Genomic DNA, 16,699 nt, shown 5'->3' on the forward strand with positions numbered 1-16,699 from the left:
GCAGGCACCCGTGACCCTGTTCCCCGACCCCTCCCGCACTGACGCCACCACGGACCCGGCCGCCGTCGACGGCCCGGGCGAAGGCCTGCGCCGCTCCCTCGGCGTGGACCGGCGCCGCTTCCTCAGCACGTGCACCGCCGTGGCGGCCGGAGCCGTCGCCGCCCCCGTCTTCGGCGCCGCCCCCGCCCTCGCCCACGGCCGGGACAGAGACCACGACCACGACCACGGTGACGGACACGGACACGGCCGCGACAGGCACGCCCTCGTCCCGGCGGACAAGCGGGGCATCATCCTCTACACCGTCCGGGACGCCACCGCCCGCGACCCCCTCGCCTCCGACCTGCCCTCCGGCTTCCGCGAGGTGTTCAAGCAGCTGGCCCGTCACGGTTACCGCCAGGTGGAGTTCGCGGGATACCGCCAGCACGCCAACGCGCCCGGCGGCGCCGACCTGGAATCCGTCGAGGGCGCCAGGCTGCTGCGCCGCTGGCTCGACGACTACGGCCTGCGCGCCCAGGGCAACCACGGTTTCATCCCGTCCTCATGGCCGCTGACCACGGCGGACAAGGACACCTTCAAGAAGCACCTGGAGATCGCCAACATCCTCGGGCTGGACCACATGGGCACCGGTGGTGACCCCACCGGCAGCTCGTACCGCGCCGACTGGGACGTGGCCGCCGACAAGTGGAACGCCCTCGGCGCGATAGCCCGCCGCGAGGGCGTCAAGCTCTACACCCACAACCACGACAGCGCCTACGGCTTCCTGCTCGACGGCGGCCCGCTGGACGACCAGGGCCGGCCGACCCGCAGCTCGGGCATCCGGAAGCTGGAGTACTTCCTGAAGGCCACCGACCCGAAGGCGGTCTGGCTGGAGATGGACATCTTCTGGGCACACGTCGCCCAGTACAAGTTCCACACCTACACGGCCCACGACGGCTCCACCCGCAAGAGCGTCTTCGACCCGGCCGGTCTCGTCGCCCGCAACAACAAGCGCTACCCGCTGTTCCACGCCAAGGACGGCGTCGTCAGCACGACCAACGGCATGGGCTACGACATGGTGCCCTTCGGTACCGGCGTCATCGACTACACGACGTTCTTCTCGCGGGTCGGGCAGCGCGACTACCACAACCCGATGATCGAGGACGACAACTCCCCGAGCGCCACCGATCCCGCGCAGTCGCTGCGTGAGGCCAAGATCAGCTACGACAACCTGGCGGCCCTGCGCAAGCGTCGCCGCTAGTCACTCCGGGCAGCACACGGCGGCGGTTCCTCCCGTGAGTCACTTTCGCGGGGAGGGCCGCCGCCGTACCGCTGAGCCGACCGCGCGCCGTAGGGACAGGGCGGCCAGGATCCGCACGACACGGTCCAGCGCCCGCACGGCGGCCGGTCGGACCGTTGACCGCGCAGGACAGGGCCCGCAGCGCGATGTCGGACAGCCGGCGAAGCCCGAAGGCCAGACCCTGCGAACGCCGGCAGCACACGCGGCCGACGGCGCGGTAACGGGCTTCGGGTAACCCTCCAGTTACTCATGGTGCGGCCTCGGGGGTACCGGAGGCGTCGGCCCCACACCGCCGCCCAGCTGGAGTCCCGGGGACGGGTGCGGGGTGGGGCGGGGGGAAGGAAACGCAGGTGAAAGGCACTGCGAAACCTTGGTATGGTTGTCCATGTCGCCGCGGGGAAGCCCCCGCACAGCGACAGACACCTGGTCCGGGTGGCGGAATGGCAGACGCGCTAGCTTGAGGTGCTAGTGCCCTTTATCGGGCGTGGGGGTTCAAGTCCCCCCTCGGACACAAATGGCCGACCGGCCAAGAAGAGCCGGCCAGAGCGACACTCCGTCGCTGTGGCCGGCTCTTTCGTCGTGGTGGATGTGAACCGGCAAACCTGGAACGCTTCTGGGGCCTCTGCGGCACAGGAACTGCCGCGCGCCCCGATGACCGTCGCGCGGGGCCGGCTCGATGACGGCGCGGCGTACCAGGAGCCGGGCGCCCGGCGGTCACGTCGGGGTCGCGCGGGCGGGAGGGGGAGCCCGGCACCGTGGTCAGCCGCGGCCTGTCCCGCCCGCCGCTGCCCGGTGTGTGTCCGGGGTGGTGAGAGCGGCGAACGCTGTTTCGGCGGCCTCCGGATCCCCCTGGGGCTTCCCGTGGCCGGCCAGTGCCCGGTAGGTGCCGGACAGGTCGGGGCCTCATGCCTCGCGACGGATTGATCAGTCCTGCACCACGTTCGCCGCGGTCACATTCTCGATCACGCGGCCGAGGTTGGTCTTGGCCCGGGTCAGGTCCTGGATGCGTGCGGCGATGCGGTCGTGTTCGATGACGAGCTGGTCGAGCATGGCGGGAGTCGCGGCGCCGGTGCTCACGCACGGCAGGAGTTCGACGACGGTACGGCTGGAGAGGCCGGCCGCGAAGAGGTCCTGGATGAGCTGGACCCGCTCCAGGGCTTCGTCGGGATAGTCACGCTGCCCGCCGGGCGTCCGCGCCGATTCCAGGAGCCGCTGTTCCTCGTAGTAGCGCAGGGCCCGCACGCTGACCCCTGACCGCCTGGCGAGCTGTCCGATGCGCATGACGCAGGTCACTCCCTTCCCACTCGTACCTCACGTCGACGTCAGGTTCAGGCTAGCAATACCGGCTCCGGAGCAGCCCTGGGGGCAGGTCGAACCGTTGCCGGCGCCGAGATCAGGTGTCGACCGTGACGGGCGGCAGTCGCGGCTTGCACCTCACGTCAACGTCAGGTTCTAGAGTGACGAGCGTCGGACGAACACGTCATTCCGGCCCGTCGAAGTGAGGCAGACCCTTACGCGCGCAGCCCGGTTCCACGAATACGGCGGAGCGGAGAGCCTGGTGATCGAGCAGGCCCCCGGCCCCCACCCCGGACACGGTGAGATCCGTGTCCGCGTCGCGGCGGCCGGCGTCAATCCCATCGACTGGAAGCTGCGCGCCGGCGCCCTGCACCAGCTGATCCCCCTGGAGCTGCCCGCCATTCCCGGGCGCGACGGCGTCGGTGTGGTCGACGAAATCGGTGACGGAGTGCAGGGAGTGAGTACCGGCGACCGCGTCTTCGGGCTGGGCGGTGTCACCGGCGCGACCGCGGAGCTGGTCATCCTCTCGGCCTGGGCCCACGCCCCCGCCACATGGAACGACGAGCAGGCGGCGGGCGCCGGTCTCGCGTCCGTGACCGCGACGGGGGGACTGAACGCGCTCGGCTCCCTCGAGGGGCGCACCCTTCTCGTCGAGGGCGCCGCCGGAGGCGTGGGCAGCGCGGCGGTCGAGATCGCCGCGGCACGAGGTGCCACCGTGATCGGGACGGCCGACGAACGCAACCACGAGTTCCTCACCTCCCTCGGCGCCGTTCCCACCACGTACGGCCCCGGCCTCGCACAGCGCCTCACCACCCTCGCTCCGCACGGAGTCGACATCGTGCTCGACACCGCGGCCTCCGGATCGCTGGACGACCTCGTCGCGATCACGGGCGACCCGAAGCGCGTCGCGACGGTCGCCGACCATGCGGGCGGGCAGCGCCTGGGCACACATGTGGTCAACGCGGTGAACGATTCCACTCTCCTGTCCGCGGCGGCGGAACTGGGCCGGCAGGGCCGCTACACACCCCGTATCGAACAGGCCTACCCCCTGGAGCGGATCGCCGACGCCCACGCGCACGCCGAGCGCGGGCGCACCCGAGGAAAGACCTGATCCGCATCTGAACAGGCCGGACTGTATCCGGATGAACAGGCCCACGAGGCAGGTAACCCGCAACGTGCGGGCCTGCGCGCCGAGGAGGTCACCGGACGCGACGCGGCCACCCGGCGTCCACGACGGCCCTCGGCGAACCTCCCCACCGGCAAGACCGGGGGCTCCCGGCGGGCCGAGGACTCCACCATCCCCCGGCCCGCTCAGAACACCCTGGTCACTTCGGTCCCGGCACATGGACGCCGAGGGCCACACCCGAGGTCAGTACCGCGAGCACCGTCGGCCCGACAGGGCGGATGCCGCCGCGTCGAGGCTCGCCGTCAGCTGGCCTCCGACGTGCCTGCGGGTCCACGCCAGCTGCTCGGAGGAGTAGCGTCGGGGCACGGCCTCGACCAGCATGATCAGGTACAGATAGCAGCGGTACAACTCCAGGCGCAGACGTACCGAGTCGGTGAACGTGGCGTCACCCCCGGCCGCCGCGTACCCGGCGAGGAGGTCGGCGTCCTTCTCGATGTCGTCGAACAGCGAGAGTGAGACGAACTCAGCGACCGGGTCGCCCCAGAACATGCGCTCCGCGTCAATCACTCCGCTGAGTCCTCTGGCTCCCTCGACTCCGTCGAGCAGCAGGTTCCCCTGCCACAGGTCGAAATGGACGAGGACGGGACGGGTCACCTCGTCGAACACGTCCCCGGCTGCGACGATCACCTGCCGCACTTCCTCGACGGGGCGCGGCAGTTCCACTCCGTAGGCCACCGCGTCGTTCAGAACGGCGTCGGTCATGGCGGTGAAGGCACCCCTCCAGTCGTCGGCCGCAGGGCCGAACGGCCGGGCGGGATAGCCGAAGGCCGGTCCCGTCACGGTGTGCAGACGGGCGACGACCTCCCCCAGCTCCCGACGCGAACTCGCCCGTTCACCGGGCGTCAGAGACGCGTCCGCCTCGTGCCACGGGACGCCGGGGCGTTCGGACAAGACGAGGCCCGACACGACGGGCGGCTCGGCCGAGGTCTCCACATGGACCAAGCGGGGAACCGGCACCCCCGGCATGTCCCGCACCGCGGTGCAGTACACGACCTCGCCGCGCAGCAGATCGTGCTCGTACCGCAGCGTGGACCCGCTGCGCGGGGCAGGCGGGCGCTTCACGATCCACCGCCGGCCGTCCCGCAGCACCACCCGTAGCAGGGAGTTGTACGTGCCGCCGCTCAGCGGCGCGCACTCCACGACGTCAGCCGGGGCGACCGCGACCGCCGACAGCAGAGCGGCGACCGCCGGATCGAGGCTTACAGGACTCATCTGGCTCCTTGTCCGGAGACATCGGCGCGACCTCTCGCCGCGCTGTTCGGTGTACGCGCTCCATGGTGGCGATCCTGGGCCGAGCCGCCGCCGACCGGGCGCACCGGTGCCGCGCCCGGCCGTCCAGGTCCAGCCCGAGTTCCTGGGCCGTGTCCGCGTCGCCGTGTTCTGCTCCGGCAGGACCGTGTCCGCCAGTACCTCGGCGAGCACGCTCCGCACGGGCCTCGGCCCGGGTGAACTGGGTCGCGCCGCTCATGGGACATCACACTCCGTTCAGGCAGAGAAGGACGCACTTGGAGCAGATCGGAGACAGGCAGCGCCTGGTCACGGGGTGGTCGGGGAGGCCGGGGCGGAAAGGGGGAGCGGTCTCGGCCGACATTCCGGGTTGTCCGGGCGCCGGCAGGGCCGTGGAAAACCCGATGCGGTGCTCCTTGCGCCCTCCTTACACTCACCACGACACCGAGAACGAGTGAGGGGAGCCGGGCCGTGCGTATCCGCGCCGCTGCCGTCGTCCCCCCGTCCCGGTACGAGGTGATCCTGGTGTCCTCGGCCGTCCGGTGTCCGCTGCGCGGCCGGCACCGGATACCCGCGACGACCATCTGACGCGCCGTCACGCCCGCCGTTCCGTGGAGGGCCGTATCCGCGTCCTGTGCTCGTCCCGGGAATCGCGCCGCCCTGTTCACGCGACAGCGAAAGGCCACGGGCCGTGCGCACTCACACCAACCTCCACACCGACCCCCTCACCGCCGTCCGTAACCTGGGCATCCTCGCCCATGTGGACGCCGGCAAGACCACCGTCACCGAGCGCGTTCTCTACACCACCGGCACCACCTACAAGCGCGGCGAGGTCCATGACGGCACCACCGTCACCGACTTCGACCCGCAGGAGCGCGATCGCGGCATCACCATCTTCGCCGCGGCGGTCAGCTGCTCCTGGAACGGGCACCGGCTCAACCTGATCGACACCCCGGGACACGTCGACTTCGCCGACGAGGTCGAGCGCTCCCTGCGCGTGCTGGACGGCGCGGTCGCCGTGTTCGACGCCGTCGCCGGTGTGGAACCGCAGAGCGAGTCCGTGTGGCGGCAGGCCGACCGGCACGGTGTGCCGAGGATCGCGTTCGTCAACAAGATGGACCGGGCGGGCGCCGACCTCGACACGGCCGTCGCCTCGATCCGCGAGCGGCTGCATCCGGTGCCCCTGGTGGTGCAACTGCCCATCGGCACGGAGGACGGCTTCACCGGCGTCGTCGACCTGCTGCGCGTGCGCGCCCTGACGTGGGCCGATGGCGCGGAGACGGCCGAGGAGGGACCGGTGCCCGACGCCCTGCGCGAGGAGGCGGCCCGCAGACGGCGACTGCTGGAGGAGACGGTGGCGGAACTCCACCCGGCCGCGCTGGAGGAGTTCTGCGACCGGGAGACGCTCAGCGCGGCCACCCTCGCCGCCGCCCTGCGCGACCTGACGCGCGGCGGCGAGGGCGTGGTGGTGCTGTGCGGCTCCGCCTACCGCAACCGCGGTGTCGAACCACTGCTGGACGCCGTCGTGGCCTACCTGCCGTCGCCCCTGGACGTACCTCCGGTACGCGGCACCCACGACGGCACGGAGCAGGACCGGCCCGCCGACCCGGCGGCACCTGTGGCGGCACTCGCGTTCAAGGTGAACGCCACCCCGACGGGACGGCTGACGTACCTGCGGGTGTACTCGGGCACGATCGAGAAGGGAGACACCCTGTGGGACGCGGCCACGCGCCGCACCGAGCGCGTCGGCCGCATCCTGCGGGTGCGTGCCGACCGCCACGACCCGCTGGAGCGGGCGGTCGCCGGGGACATCGTCGCCGTCGTCGGGCTGAAGTCCGCCCGCGCCGGCTCGACGCTGTGCGCGCCGGGCGCCCCGCTCGTCCTGGAGCCTTTGGGCGTGGCCGAGCCGGTCGTGCACGTGGCGGTGGAGGCCTGTCGCTCCACCGACACCGACCGGCTGGCCTCGGCGCTGGCCCGGCTGACCGAGGAGGATCCCTCACTGGCCGTGCGGGCCGACCCGGAGACCGGGCAGACCGTGCTGTCGGGCATGGGCGAACTGCACCTGGAGGTGGCGGTGGAGCGCGTCCGGAGTGAGCACGGCATCGAGGTCACCGTCGGCCGTCCGGGCGTGGCGTACCGGGAGACGGTCGGCGAAGGCGTGTCCGGCTTCGTCTTCCGGCACGTCAAACAGGACGGAGGAGCCGGGCAGTTCGCGCATGTCGTGCTCGACGTGGAGCCGTGGGAGGAGGAGACGACGGGGGACACGGAGGTGGGCTCGAAGCAGGGCTCGAAGCAGGGATCGCAGGAAGGCGGGTTCGTGTTCCGCTCGGCGGTCGTCGGCGGGCGCGTGCCGCAGGAGTTCGTCCGGGCCGTCGAGGCCGGCTGCCGGGACGCCCTGGCCGCGGGTCCGCTCGGCGGGCACCCGGTGACCGGCCTGAGGGTCACGCTCACCGACGGCCAGACCCATGTGAAGGACTCCTCGGACACGGCCTTCCGTACCGCGGGCCGGCTCGGTCTCCGAGATGCCCTGCGCGCCTCGGCGATGGTCCTGCTGGAACCGGTCGTCGAGGTCACGGTCACCGTCCCCGAGGACGCGGTCGGTGGTGTGCTCGGTGACCTGGCCGCCCGTCGCGGCCGGGTCACCGGCTCCGACACGCGGGGCGGCGCGGCGGTCGTCACGGCCACCGTGCCGCTGGCCCAGTTGTTCGGCTACGCGACCCGTCTGCGCAGCCGCACCCAGGGCCGAGGCACCTTCACCGCCCGGCCCACCGGCTACGCACCGGCACCGGCGCCGACATCGCCGCCGGCGGCACCGGCGCGGTAGCGTGCCGGGCTGTCCCCTCCCGCGCGGGAGGGGACAGCCCCGGACCGGGCGGCGGGTCAGGAACAGGACACCACCGCCGGCGGCACGGCCGACGTCCGCGAAGTCGGCGCGCCCGCCTCGTTGATGACGCGTCCGTACTGTCCCGCCGAGCACGGGCGGTAACCGGAGAGGGGCCGCCTGCCCCTCTCCGGTGTGCCCGTTCGTCAAGGCGTGGCAGACGCGGACCGACCCGGCAGGCGCGAACAACCCGACCGGGTCGACTCGTTGGAAAGCAGGCGGCGCGGCATATTCCGCCGAGCCGGACGGAATAATCGCATACATGTCAAAGGTGGCGCGTAACACGCTGATCGTCGGCCTCCTGATCTGGAGCGGGTTCGCCTACCCGTGGTTCGACAGGGGCTGCGACATCGCGGAGGCGTACACGGCGGTCTTCGAGTACGGGGTGCCGCAAGGTCTTGAGCCCTTGCCGGCCTGTTACGGCTGAGCGCCTGATCCGGACCTTGACGCTGCGCCGAAACCGGTCGCTACTTGTGCAGTGGACGTTGGGCGGCTGTCCATGTCTGTGTCAGAAGTGAACGGAGAGGATGGCGCGTGTTCGTCCCCGGTCTTCGATCCATACGGTGCAGATGAAGAAGAGGCAGATGAAGAAGAGACTGCGCGGCGCTGGTGCCGTCCTCGGCGTCCTGACCACGGTGGGCGCACTGCCGGCGCAGGCGTCGGCATCCGACGTCCAACCAGGAGGGCGTGTCCTGCCCTTGGGCCCTACAGGCCTGCCCGAGACCCGCACCACCACCACACTCCAGCCGGGCGTCACCCTCACCCGCATCGTGCGCGGCGCCGAAGACGCGTCGCTCGGCTCGTCGCCGCACTGGACGGTCGAGGTCTCCATCCCCGGCGGCGACACCTCGCCGGACCCCGACGCGCCGCCGACCGCCCTGAAGGACAGGGCGAGCGCCGACGAACTGGCCGCCGAGCTGAAGCGGGACGGCTTCCAGGCCCGGGTGGAAGAGGTGACTACGCCACCGGTTGCCGACTACGCGGGCGGCACCCTCGGCTGGCGGCTCCGCACCGGAACGTACGACTCACAGACCGCCGCGACGGCCGAACGCACCCGACTCCGGGCGGCCGGCTACTCGGGATCCGCCGTGTACACGGGTTGGGACGGCGACGCCACTGACCGCGGCCCATGGCGCGTCGACGTGCTCACCATCGACCCGCGCAGGTTCCGCGGGAGCCTCGACGCGTCGTACGGCCCCGACTTGGAAAAGCGGGAGACAACCAGCGAACTGTCGAAGTCGGCCGACGCGACCGCCGCGGTCAACGGCGGATTCTTCGTCCTCGACCCCAAGGCGGGCGCTCCGGGCGACCCGGCAGGCGTGGGCGTGTACGACGGACGCCTGCTGAGCGAACCGGTGGCCGGCCGCCCCAGCCTGGTGATCCATGACAACGGCCGACGAACGGACGTCACCCGTCTCACCTGGCGAGGCCGGGTCACCGGTCACGAGTCCACCCTCCGCCTGAACGGTGTCAACCGCGTCCCCGGCCTGATCCGGAACTGCGGTGGCACCGAGGGCGACGCCCCCACCTCCCTGCCCCGGCACGACGTGACCTGTACCAACCCCGACGAACTGGTCGCCTTCACAACGGAGTACGGCCGGCACACCCCCCAGGGCGAAGGGCTGGAGGCCGTACTGGACGCCCACGACCGGGTCGTGGAGCTGCGCTCACCACGAGGCGGTGAACTCCCGCCGGGCGGCAGCTCCGTCCAGGCGACCGGCAGGCGCGTCGCCGACCTGACCGCCGTGGCACACACCGGTCACCGCCTCCGCGTCAGCACGACCCTGCTCGACGAACGCGGCCACCGCGTCTCTCCCTCGCCCCGGACCGACATCCTGAACGCCGGACCCGAACTCGTCCGTGACGGACGGCTCCACGTCACGCCCGCCACCGACGGCATGGTGCGCCCCGACGACCCGAGCTGGTACTACGGCTGGGTCCACAAGCGCAACCCGCGCACCCTGGCCGGAGTGGATGCCGCCGGCCGCACCGTCCTCGTCACGGCCGACGGACGCGGCACCGAATCCCTCGGTCTCAGCATCGGCGAGAGCGCGAAGGTCGCCAAGTCACTGGGCCTGCGCGACGCGGTCAACCTCGACGGCGGCGGTTCGACGACGATGGTGGCGAACGGCGCGGTGATCAACACCCCGTCGGACGCCGCAGGCGAACGCCCCGTCGGTGACGCGTTGCTGATCCTGCCCCGCAGGAACGGGAACTGACTTCCAGGTTTCCGCACGCAGACCCGAGGACCCGAAGACACATAGATCCGAAGACACAGACACAGACCGGAAGACCCGCACCACAGCGCGACGAAAAGCCACCCACCCCAGGGAGCCGCCGTGTTCGCGAACGTGCCGTCCGTCCTGACCCCTCTGAGAGCCAGGGTCCTCCTGATCCTGGCCGTACTTCTGGCCACCCTCGTACCCACCGCCCCCGCACTGGCCACCGGGCAGCAGGGCGGCGCCCGCCCCGGCGCCGAAGTCGTCGCCGTCACCCAGGTGGCGGACCGGCAGGTCGATTTGTCGGTCCGCTCGACGGCCCTCGGGGGCCGCACGGTCGACGTCCGCCTCCTCACCCCGGACGGCTGGAACCCGCACGACCGGCGCCGACAGCACTGGCCCACCCTCTGGCTGCTGCACGGCTGCTGCGGCGACTACACGTCGTGGACGGGCATGACGGACGTCGCGCGGACCGACAGCCTGCGCGACGTCCTCGTCGTCATGCCCGAGGCCGGCTGGAACGGCTGGTACAGCGACTGGTGGAACCACGGCAAGGGCGGCGACCTCGCATGGGAGACCTTCCACACCGTGGAGCTGCGCCGCCTCCTGGAACGTGACTGGGGTGCCGGTAACGACCGTGTGGTCGCCGGCCTTTCCATGGGTGGTCAAGGCGCCCTGATGTACGCCGCCAGGCACCCCGGCATGTTCAAGGCCACAGCGGCCTATTCCGGTTCGGCGCATCCACTCCTGAACGACGAGTCGGTCAACCGCATCATGGGCTTCTTCGCCGGTCAGGGCAACGACCCGCTCCGCGTCTGGGGCGACCCGGTCGCCCAACGCCGGATCTGGCAGGCCCACGACCCCTTCCACCTCGCCAAGCGACTCAGGTCGATCCCGGTCTACCTGTCCTGCGGCGACGGCACCGCGGGGCCCCTGGATCCGCCGGGCGCGACCAGCGCCCTGGAGGCCGACTTCAACCGTCAGAACCACGCCCTCGCGGCGGAACTGGAGCGGGTGGGGGCGCGGCACGTGACCACCAACTTCTACGGCCCCGGGACCCATGGCTGGGCGTACTGGGAGCGGGAGCTGCACGCGTCGCTGCCGATGCTGCTGGGGGCTCTGAGGGTCGATCGCTGACCCCGCGATGTCCCGACCGCCCGCCGCCCGCCGTCTGACCGTCTGACTGCCTGACTGCCCGGATCACGGCTCCACGAGTGGTGTGAAAGGCGTTGCCACCCGGCTCAGCTCCTGGGACCCGGCCGGTGCCGGGCCGAGGGTGGTCGTGCCCGGTGCGGGCCCGGTCCAGCGCACGTCCACCGCCTCCTCGACATGGCCGGAGCTCCGCGGCAGGTCATCGAGGAGGCGGTGCGCGCGCCGCACGGGTGCAAGGCGCCCCGGCCCACGGGAAGTCGTCCAGCGGACGGTGCAACGGGTCTCGGCCCGCCCCGTCCTGCCCGGCGGCGCGGCAGGTCCGCTGGGCCGAGCGAACGCGTGCGCCAGGGTGAGCCTGGCCATCCGGACTGCCTGCGCCGGGACGCGCATCCGTCGCTCGTGGTTTCGTCACCGCGCAGCCGTACCCAACAGCCCTTGCCGGAAGTCTCGCAGGCCCCCTGATTTAAGCATCAACTTAAACGCATTTACATTCTCAGTTACATCGATCGGCCGTGTCGTTCTCTTCCCCGACACCGTGACCAAGCGCGCCCCAGACCTCTCAACCGTCTCTGCCCGCCGTCCCCTTCCGTCCCTTCCGCGCTACTTCACTCTCAATCGATCAGGGAGAGCACCATGCACATAGGCAGCATTCGCAGACCCGCGGTGGCAACCGCCCTCGCCCTCTGTGTCGTCCTTCCCGCGGCCACCGTCGCAGGTGCCGCCGACGCCCCCACGGCCGATACCGGCTCGCACGTCGAGGTCGAGTACTTCCCCGAACCGGCAGGCGAGGGCGCGCGCACCAGCGTTCCCGCCGTCAGCCCGCACACCCAGCCCGCCGCCGACGCGAGACAGCGGACCGCCACCGCCTCCGAGGACGGCGAGATCGTCCCGCTCGCCCAGACCGGCCCGACCGCCGACCGCCTCGACGTCACGATCATCGGCGACGGCTACACCGCCGCCGAACAGGACGACTTCCTCGAGGACGCCCGCGCCAAATGGGACGCGGTCACGGACATCGACCCGTACAAGAGCTACGAGGGCCTCTTCAATGTCTGGGCGGTCAAGGCGGTCTCCGACGAGTCCGGCGTCACCGGCGACCCGGACCAGGGCGTCACCAGGAACACCGCTCTCGGCTCGTACTTCTGGTGCGACGGCATCGAGCGGCTGATCTGCGTCGACCTCGACAGGACAAAGAGCTACGCCGACAAGGCGCCCGCGACCGACCTGGTGATGGTGGTCTCCAACTCCGCCAACTACGGCGGCGCCGGCTACTCCGGTCTCGCGGCGGACTACGGCTACGACGGTGTGTCGACGCTCTCCTCCGACAACGCCCAGTCCACCCTCATCGCCGCCCACGAAATGGCCCACTCCATCGGCCTCCTCGCCGACGAGTACCAGTACGCCGGCTACGGCCACTACCCCTACTCCGAGCCCGCTTCCCCCAACACCTCGACGCTGAACGCGGAGGGGATGGCCGCGCAGCGCACCAAATGGGCGTCATGGCTCGGCGAGTCCGACCCGAGCGGCGGCGTCGTCGGTACCTTCGAGGGCGCCGCCTACTACGAGTACGGAATTCACCGTCCCACGGAGAACTCCATCATGCGGTCCCTGAACACCGACAAGTTCAACCTCCCCGGCCGGGAGGCGATGATCGCCGGCTTCTACCGTTCCGCCAACGCCCTCACTCCCATGGTGGCGACCTCCGCCACTGCCTCCCGCTTCACCCGCCTGTCCGTCTCACTCGCCGACCCGGGCACGGGCCTGGCCCGCCCCGAGCTCCGCTGGTACGTCAACGGCCGTGAGGCCAAGCAGGCCCGCGGCGCGACTTCCGTCCTTCCGGCCGCCCTCGGCGTCCCGGCCGACAAGCGCACCCACAAGGTGACCGCCACGGTGGTCGACACCACGTCCGCCGTCCGGAGTGCCGCCGTCCGCGACCTCACGTCCAACTCCGTCACCTGGACCGTCACACGCTGACGCCTTCCGGCCCGCTCCCACGACGGCTGCGGGCGGGGACACAGACCCGACATTTGGTTTACCCGTACATCAGATGTCTTCACCGTTAGCGCGGTCAACAAGGCGGTCATTGAAGCGCTGATAGGCGCTGTGTACGGTTGCCTACTATGGCAGACACTCCCGCGACCCCGGCCGGCCCCATGGTCACCGGCTCCGAGATCGCCCGGCTGGCGGGCGTCACGCGTGCCGCCGTATCCAACTGGAGGCGGCGGTACGACGACTTTCCCGCGCCCGCCGGTGGCAGTGTGAACAGCCCTCTCTTCGCTCTGGCCGATGTGCAGACGTGGCTGAACAAGCAGCGGAAGGGTCAGGACGTCTCGCAGGAGGTGCAACTCTGGCAGGCGTTGCGGGCGGCATACGGCGACGACATGGTCCGGGGGATCGCAGCGGTCGCACAGGCCCTCGCAGACGACGGTGCGCCGGACGCCCACGCCTTGCCGGAAGAGGTCGTCCGCCTGGCGCGTGTCCTCGCCGAGAGCGGGCCGGCGGGGGAGGTGGTGGAGGCTCTGGCGGAGCGGTTCACGGACTCCGTGCGCCGGGCCGGATCGGACCAGGTCACCTCGCCTCGCATCGTCCGTGCTCTGCGGTATTTCGCGGATCCGGTCGAGCCAGAAGCCACGGTGTTCGATCCAGCATGCGGCATCGGCACCCTGCTGCTCGCCGTCGGCCCTGACCGCGGGCCGACACGACGCGGTCAGGAGACGGACCCCCACAGTGCCCGCCTCGCCCAGCTGCGCGCGGACCTGACAGGGCGCACCGGGCTGGACATCGTCGCCGGGGACTCCCTGCGGGATGACAAGTGGCCGGGCCTCAAGGCGGACCTCGTGGTCTGCGACCCCCCGGTGGGAGACGCGGACTGGGGACGGGAGGAGCTGCTGCTCGACTCCCGCTGGGAACTGGGCACACCCTCGCGCGCCGAAGGGGAGCTCGCCTGGCTCCAGCACGCCTACGCGCACACCGCCCCCGGCGGCCGGGTCATCATGGTCATGCCCGCGTCGGTCGCCTACCGCAAGGCAGGCCGGCGTATCCGAGCCGAGCTGGTGCGGCGCGGCATTCTCACCCAGGTCACCGCTCTGCCGGCCGGCAGTGCCGCCTCGCATGCCCTGCCCGTGCATCTCTGGCACCTGCGCCGCCCGTCTTCCCTCGGTGACGCCGCGACAGGCGTCCGCATGATCGACCTGACGGCGAACGATCCGGACGCGGCCCCGGAACCCGCACCCGAGCAGATCGCGGTCGTCCCCCTCATCGACCTCCTGGACGACACGGTCGACCTCACGCCCGGCCGCCACGTGCGGGAGTCGCACCGCGACTACGCGACCGAGTACCAAGTCATTCGCACGGAGCTGGCCGAGCAGGTGGGGAAGCTGGCCGAGTTGCTCCCGGAGCTGGTGGCGGGCGAGGGCCCCGGTGTCCTGGACGGTTCGTCGGTGAGCGTGGCCGACCTCGCGCGCGCCGGGCTGGTCGAGTACGGCGACACGGAACCCGTCTCGACCAGCGACCAGCTCGACACGGACTTCTTGCAGGGCTTCCTGCGCAGCGCGTCCAACACCCGACGCTCCACCAGCGCCAGCGGCACCTTCCGGCTCGACGGCAAGGGAGCCCGCATCCCGCAGATGGACGTCGCCGAGCAGCGACGCTACGGCACCGCGTACCGCAGACTGCGCGAGTTCGAGGAACGGACGCGACGGATCGCCGAGCTCAGCAGGCAGGCGGCCGAGCTGGCCCGTGACGGCATCGGCAACGGAGCGCTACGTCCACCGGCCTGACGTACCGTCATCAGGCGTGCCGGCATGAACGGACTGCCCTCCCCGCTCCACGAGACGGCCAGCGCCTCGCGCGCCCTGGTGCAGGCCACGAACAAGAGGCAGCGTTCCCGCAACAGGTCGGAGTCGTGCTGCAACGCGTCCACGGCTGCCGGAGTCACCTCCCGGGTGAACGGCACCGCCCCCGCCGTCACTCCGAGCACGGCCACGCAGCGGAACTCCAGCCCCTTCATGGCGTGCATCGTGGCGCGACGCACACCGCCCACATCGGGCCCCGGACTGTCCCTGACGCGCGCCACCGGCACCTCGGCTCCGGCCAGCTTGGCGTACGCCTTGTCCAGCAGCACGTTGAACCGGGCGCACACCTTCAGATGTGTCGTCGACCGTTGGTCACGCAGCATGGACTCGCGGCACGGTACGCGTCCAGGGTGCGCAGGTCCTGGGCGAGGACGACATGCCGGTACTCCTGCGCCGGGAGCTGCTCCGGCCACGGCAGTCCGAGCTTCTTGACGACCCGCTGCCACACCTGCCGCTCCTCCCGGTCACCGACGGGGGAGGGCACCTTGCCGTCGATACGGGCCACGACACCGTGCGCGTACGCGTTGACCGTGGTCACCTCGACCCGGTCGAGCAGCGCCGCGTCGCCGTCCAGGAGCAGGCCGAGGTTCTCGCGCAGCGAGGCGGCCAGCGCGTTGGTGTACGTGGTGAGCGGGACCCGCGCGTTGGGCGACCCGGCGCTGTGAGGGGTGCAGGAAGACCCGCCAGGCCGTCGCCGGCGGGTCTCGCGGCCGCGCGTATACGTAGTTCGAGGTGACGGACTACCGAGGTCGCCGGAATGGGCGGGTGACGACCGATGAGTTTCCTCGTGATCAGCAGTCAGAGATCATGGTTGGTGCGCCGCAGCCACGAGTGGGCTGGGAGCGTACACCGATCGACCCCGCTGAGAACCGGACACGAGACACCGAGGATCCTCTAATGCGTACTCTGATCAGCACGGCCTTCATCTCGCTCGACGGCGTCGTGGAGGCCCCGGGCGGCGAACCCGGTTACCGGAACTCGGGATGGACCTTCAAGGACGTCGAGTTCCTCCCGGAGGCGTTCGGCATCAAGGGCGAGGAGCAGGAAATAGCCACCGCGATACTGATGGGCCGGACCAGCTACGAGGCGTTCAGCCCGGTGTGGCCCGACATGGAGGACTTCGCCGACTACAAGCTGATGCCCAAGTACGTCGTCTCCACCACCCTCACCGATGACGACCTGGTGACGAACTGGGGCGAGACGACGATCCTGCGCTCACTCGACGAGGTCGCCGCGCTGAAGGAGACCGAGGGCGGCCCGGTCATCGTCCACGGCAGCGCCTCCCTGAACCAGGCCCTCTCGGACGCCGGCCTGATCGACCGCTACCACCTGATCGTCTTCCCGCTGCTGCTCGGCGCGGGCAAGCGGCTCTTCAGCGTGACGGACAAGGACACGCAGAAACTGAAGCTCGTCGAGCACGAGGCCTACGCCAACGGCCTGCAGAAGAACGTCTTCGACGTCATCCGCTGACAAGAACGCCGCGCTCGCCCCGCCGACGTACCTCACCACGGTCGTCGACGGGTGGGGTGCGGCCGTGGTCGACGTCGTTCGATCACCTCAGCAGCCCACCGCTGGAGGTGGCCGGTGACAGATCCGGCCCAGGTCTAT

At 70.9% G+C, this 16,699-nt stretch carries 11 protein-coding genes, 1 tRNA gene and 1 pseudogene; 10 read left to right on the forward strand and 3 right to left on the reverse strand.

Going from position 1 to position 16,699, the window contains the following annotated elements; translation table 11 throughout:
* The first annotated feature begins 10 nt into the window (after positions 1-10).
* Both ACH4NX_RS18165 and ACH4NX_RS18170 read left to right on the forward strand, forming a co-directional pair.
* On the forward strand, positions 11-1,237 hold the full coding sequence (locus ACH4NX_RS18165) for a sugar phosphate isomerase/epimerase family protein (protein WP_398128020.1): 1,227 nt from the start codon (positions 11-13) through the stop codon (positions 1,235-1,237).
* A 465-nt stretch (positions 1,238-1,702) separates the two neighbouring features.
* Positions 1,703-1,787, forward strand: a tRNA-Leu gene (locus ACH4NX_RS18170).
* Between the two features lie 413 nt (positions 1,788-2,200).
* Here the strand turns inward: ACH4NX_RS18170 and ACH4NX_RS18175 are convergent.
* On the reverse strand, positions 2,201-2,557 hold the full coding sequence (locus ACH4NX_RS18175; protein ID WP_398128021.1) for a MerR family transcriptional regulator: 357 nt from the start codon (positions 2,555-2,557) through the stop codon (positions 2,201-2,203).
* Positions 2,558-2,774: 217 nt separating this feature from the next.
* On the opposite strand from ACH4NX_RS18175, the gene ACH4NX_RS18180 reads away from it, so the two are divergent.
* Complete coding sequence (locus ACH4NX_RS18180; RefSeq protein WP_398128022.1) at positions 2,775-3,683, forward strand: NADP-dependent oxidoreductase; 909 nt, start codon at positions 2,775-2,777, stop codon at positions 3,681-3,683.
* Positions 3,684-3,941: 258 nt separating this feature from the next.
* Here the strand turns inward: ACH4NX_RS18180 and ACH4NX_RS18185 are convergent, their stop codons facing one another.
* Positions 3,942-4,970 carry a phosphotransferase family protein gene (locus ACH4NX_RS18185; RefSeq protein WP_398128023.1) on the reverse strand — a complete coding sequence of 343 codons (1,029 nt, stop codon included), beginning with the start codon at positions 4,968-4,970 and terminating at the stop codon, positions 3,942-3,944.
* Between the two features lie 706 nt (positions 4,971-5,676).
* Between ACH4NX_RS18185 and fusA the strand changes: the two genes are divergently transcribed.
* The 6 genes from fusA (at position 5,677) to ACH4NX_RS18215 (ending at position 15,016) form a co-directional block, all read left to right on the forward strand.
* Positions 5,677-7,809 (forward strand): elongation factor G, encoded by a 2,133-nt coding sequence (gene fusA / locus ACH4NX_RS18190; RefSeq protein WP_398128024.1) that lies wholly within the window; start codon positions 5,677-5,679, stop codon positions 7,807-7,809.
* A 319-nt stretch (positions 7,810-8,128) separates the two neighbouring features.
* Positions 8,129-8,293, forward strand: coding sequence for a hypothetical protein (locus ACH4NX_RS18195; RefSeq protein WP_351396120.1), 165 nt, complete (start codon positions 8,129-8,131; stop codon positions 8,291-8,293).
* 157 nt (positions 8,294-8,450) lie between these two features.
* A complete protein-coding gene (locus ACH4NX_RS18200; RefSeq protein WP_398128025.1) occupies positions 8,451-10,085 on the forward strand; it encodes a phosphodiester glycosidase family protein in 1,635 nt (544 codons plus the stop codon).
* A 120-nt stretch (positions 10,086-10,205) separates the two neighbouring features.
* On the forward strand, positions 10,206-11,222 hold the full coding sequence (locus ACH4NX_RS18205) for an alpha/beta hydrolase (protein WP_398128026.1): 1,017 nt from the start codon (positions 10,206-10,208) through the stop codon (positions 11,220-11,222).
* A 648-nt stretch (positions 11,223-11,870) separates the two neighbouring features.
* Positions 11,871-13,211 carry a M64 family metallopeptidase gene (locus tag ACH4NX_RS18210; protein WP_398128027.1) on the forward strand — a complete coding sequence of 447 codons (1,341 nt, stop codon included), beginning with the start codon at positions 11,871-11,873 and terminating at the stop codon, positions 13,209-13,211.
* Between the two features lie 146 nt (positions 13,212-13,357).
* Positions 13,358-15,016, forward strand: a complete 1,659-nt coding sequence (locus ACH4NX_RS18215) for a class I SAM-dependent DNA methyltransferase (protein WP_398128028.1) — start codon at positions 13,358-13,360, stop codon at positions 15,014-15,016.
* Between the two features lie 20 nt (positions 15,017-15,036).
* Here the strand turns inward: ACH4NX_RS18215 and ACH4NX_RS18220 are convergent.
* Positions 15,037-15,795: pseudogene (locus tag ACH4NX_RS18220) on the reverse strand (3'-5' exonuclease); the annotation flags it as partial.
* Positions 15,796-15,988: 193 nt separating this feature from the next.
* Here ACH4NX_RS18220 and ACH4NX_RS18225 point away from each other — a divergent pair.
* Positions 15,989-16,561 (forward strand): dihydrofolate reductase family protein, encoded by a 573-nt coding sequence (locus tag ACH4NX_RS18225; RefSeq protein ID WP_351395725.1) that lies wholly within the window; start codon positions 15,989-15,991, stop codon positions 16,559-16,561.
* Positions 16,562-16,699: the final 138 nt, after the last annotated feature.

The sequence above is a fragment of the Streptomyces sp. NPDC017225 genome (genome assembly GCF_044331465.1).
GTDB lineage: Bacteria > Actinomycetota > Actinomycetes > Streptomycetales > Streptomycetaceae > Streptomyces.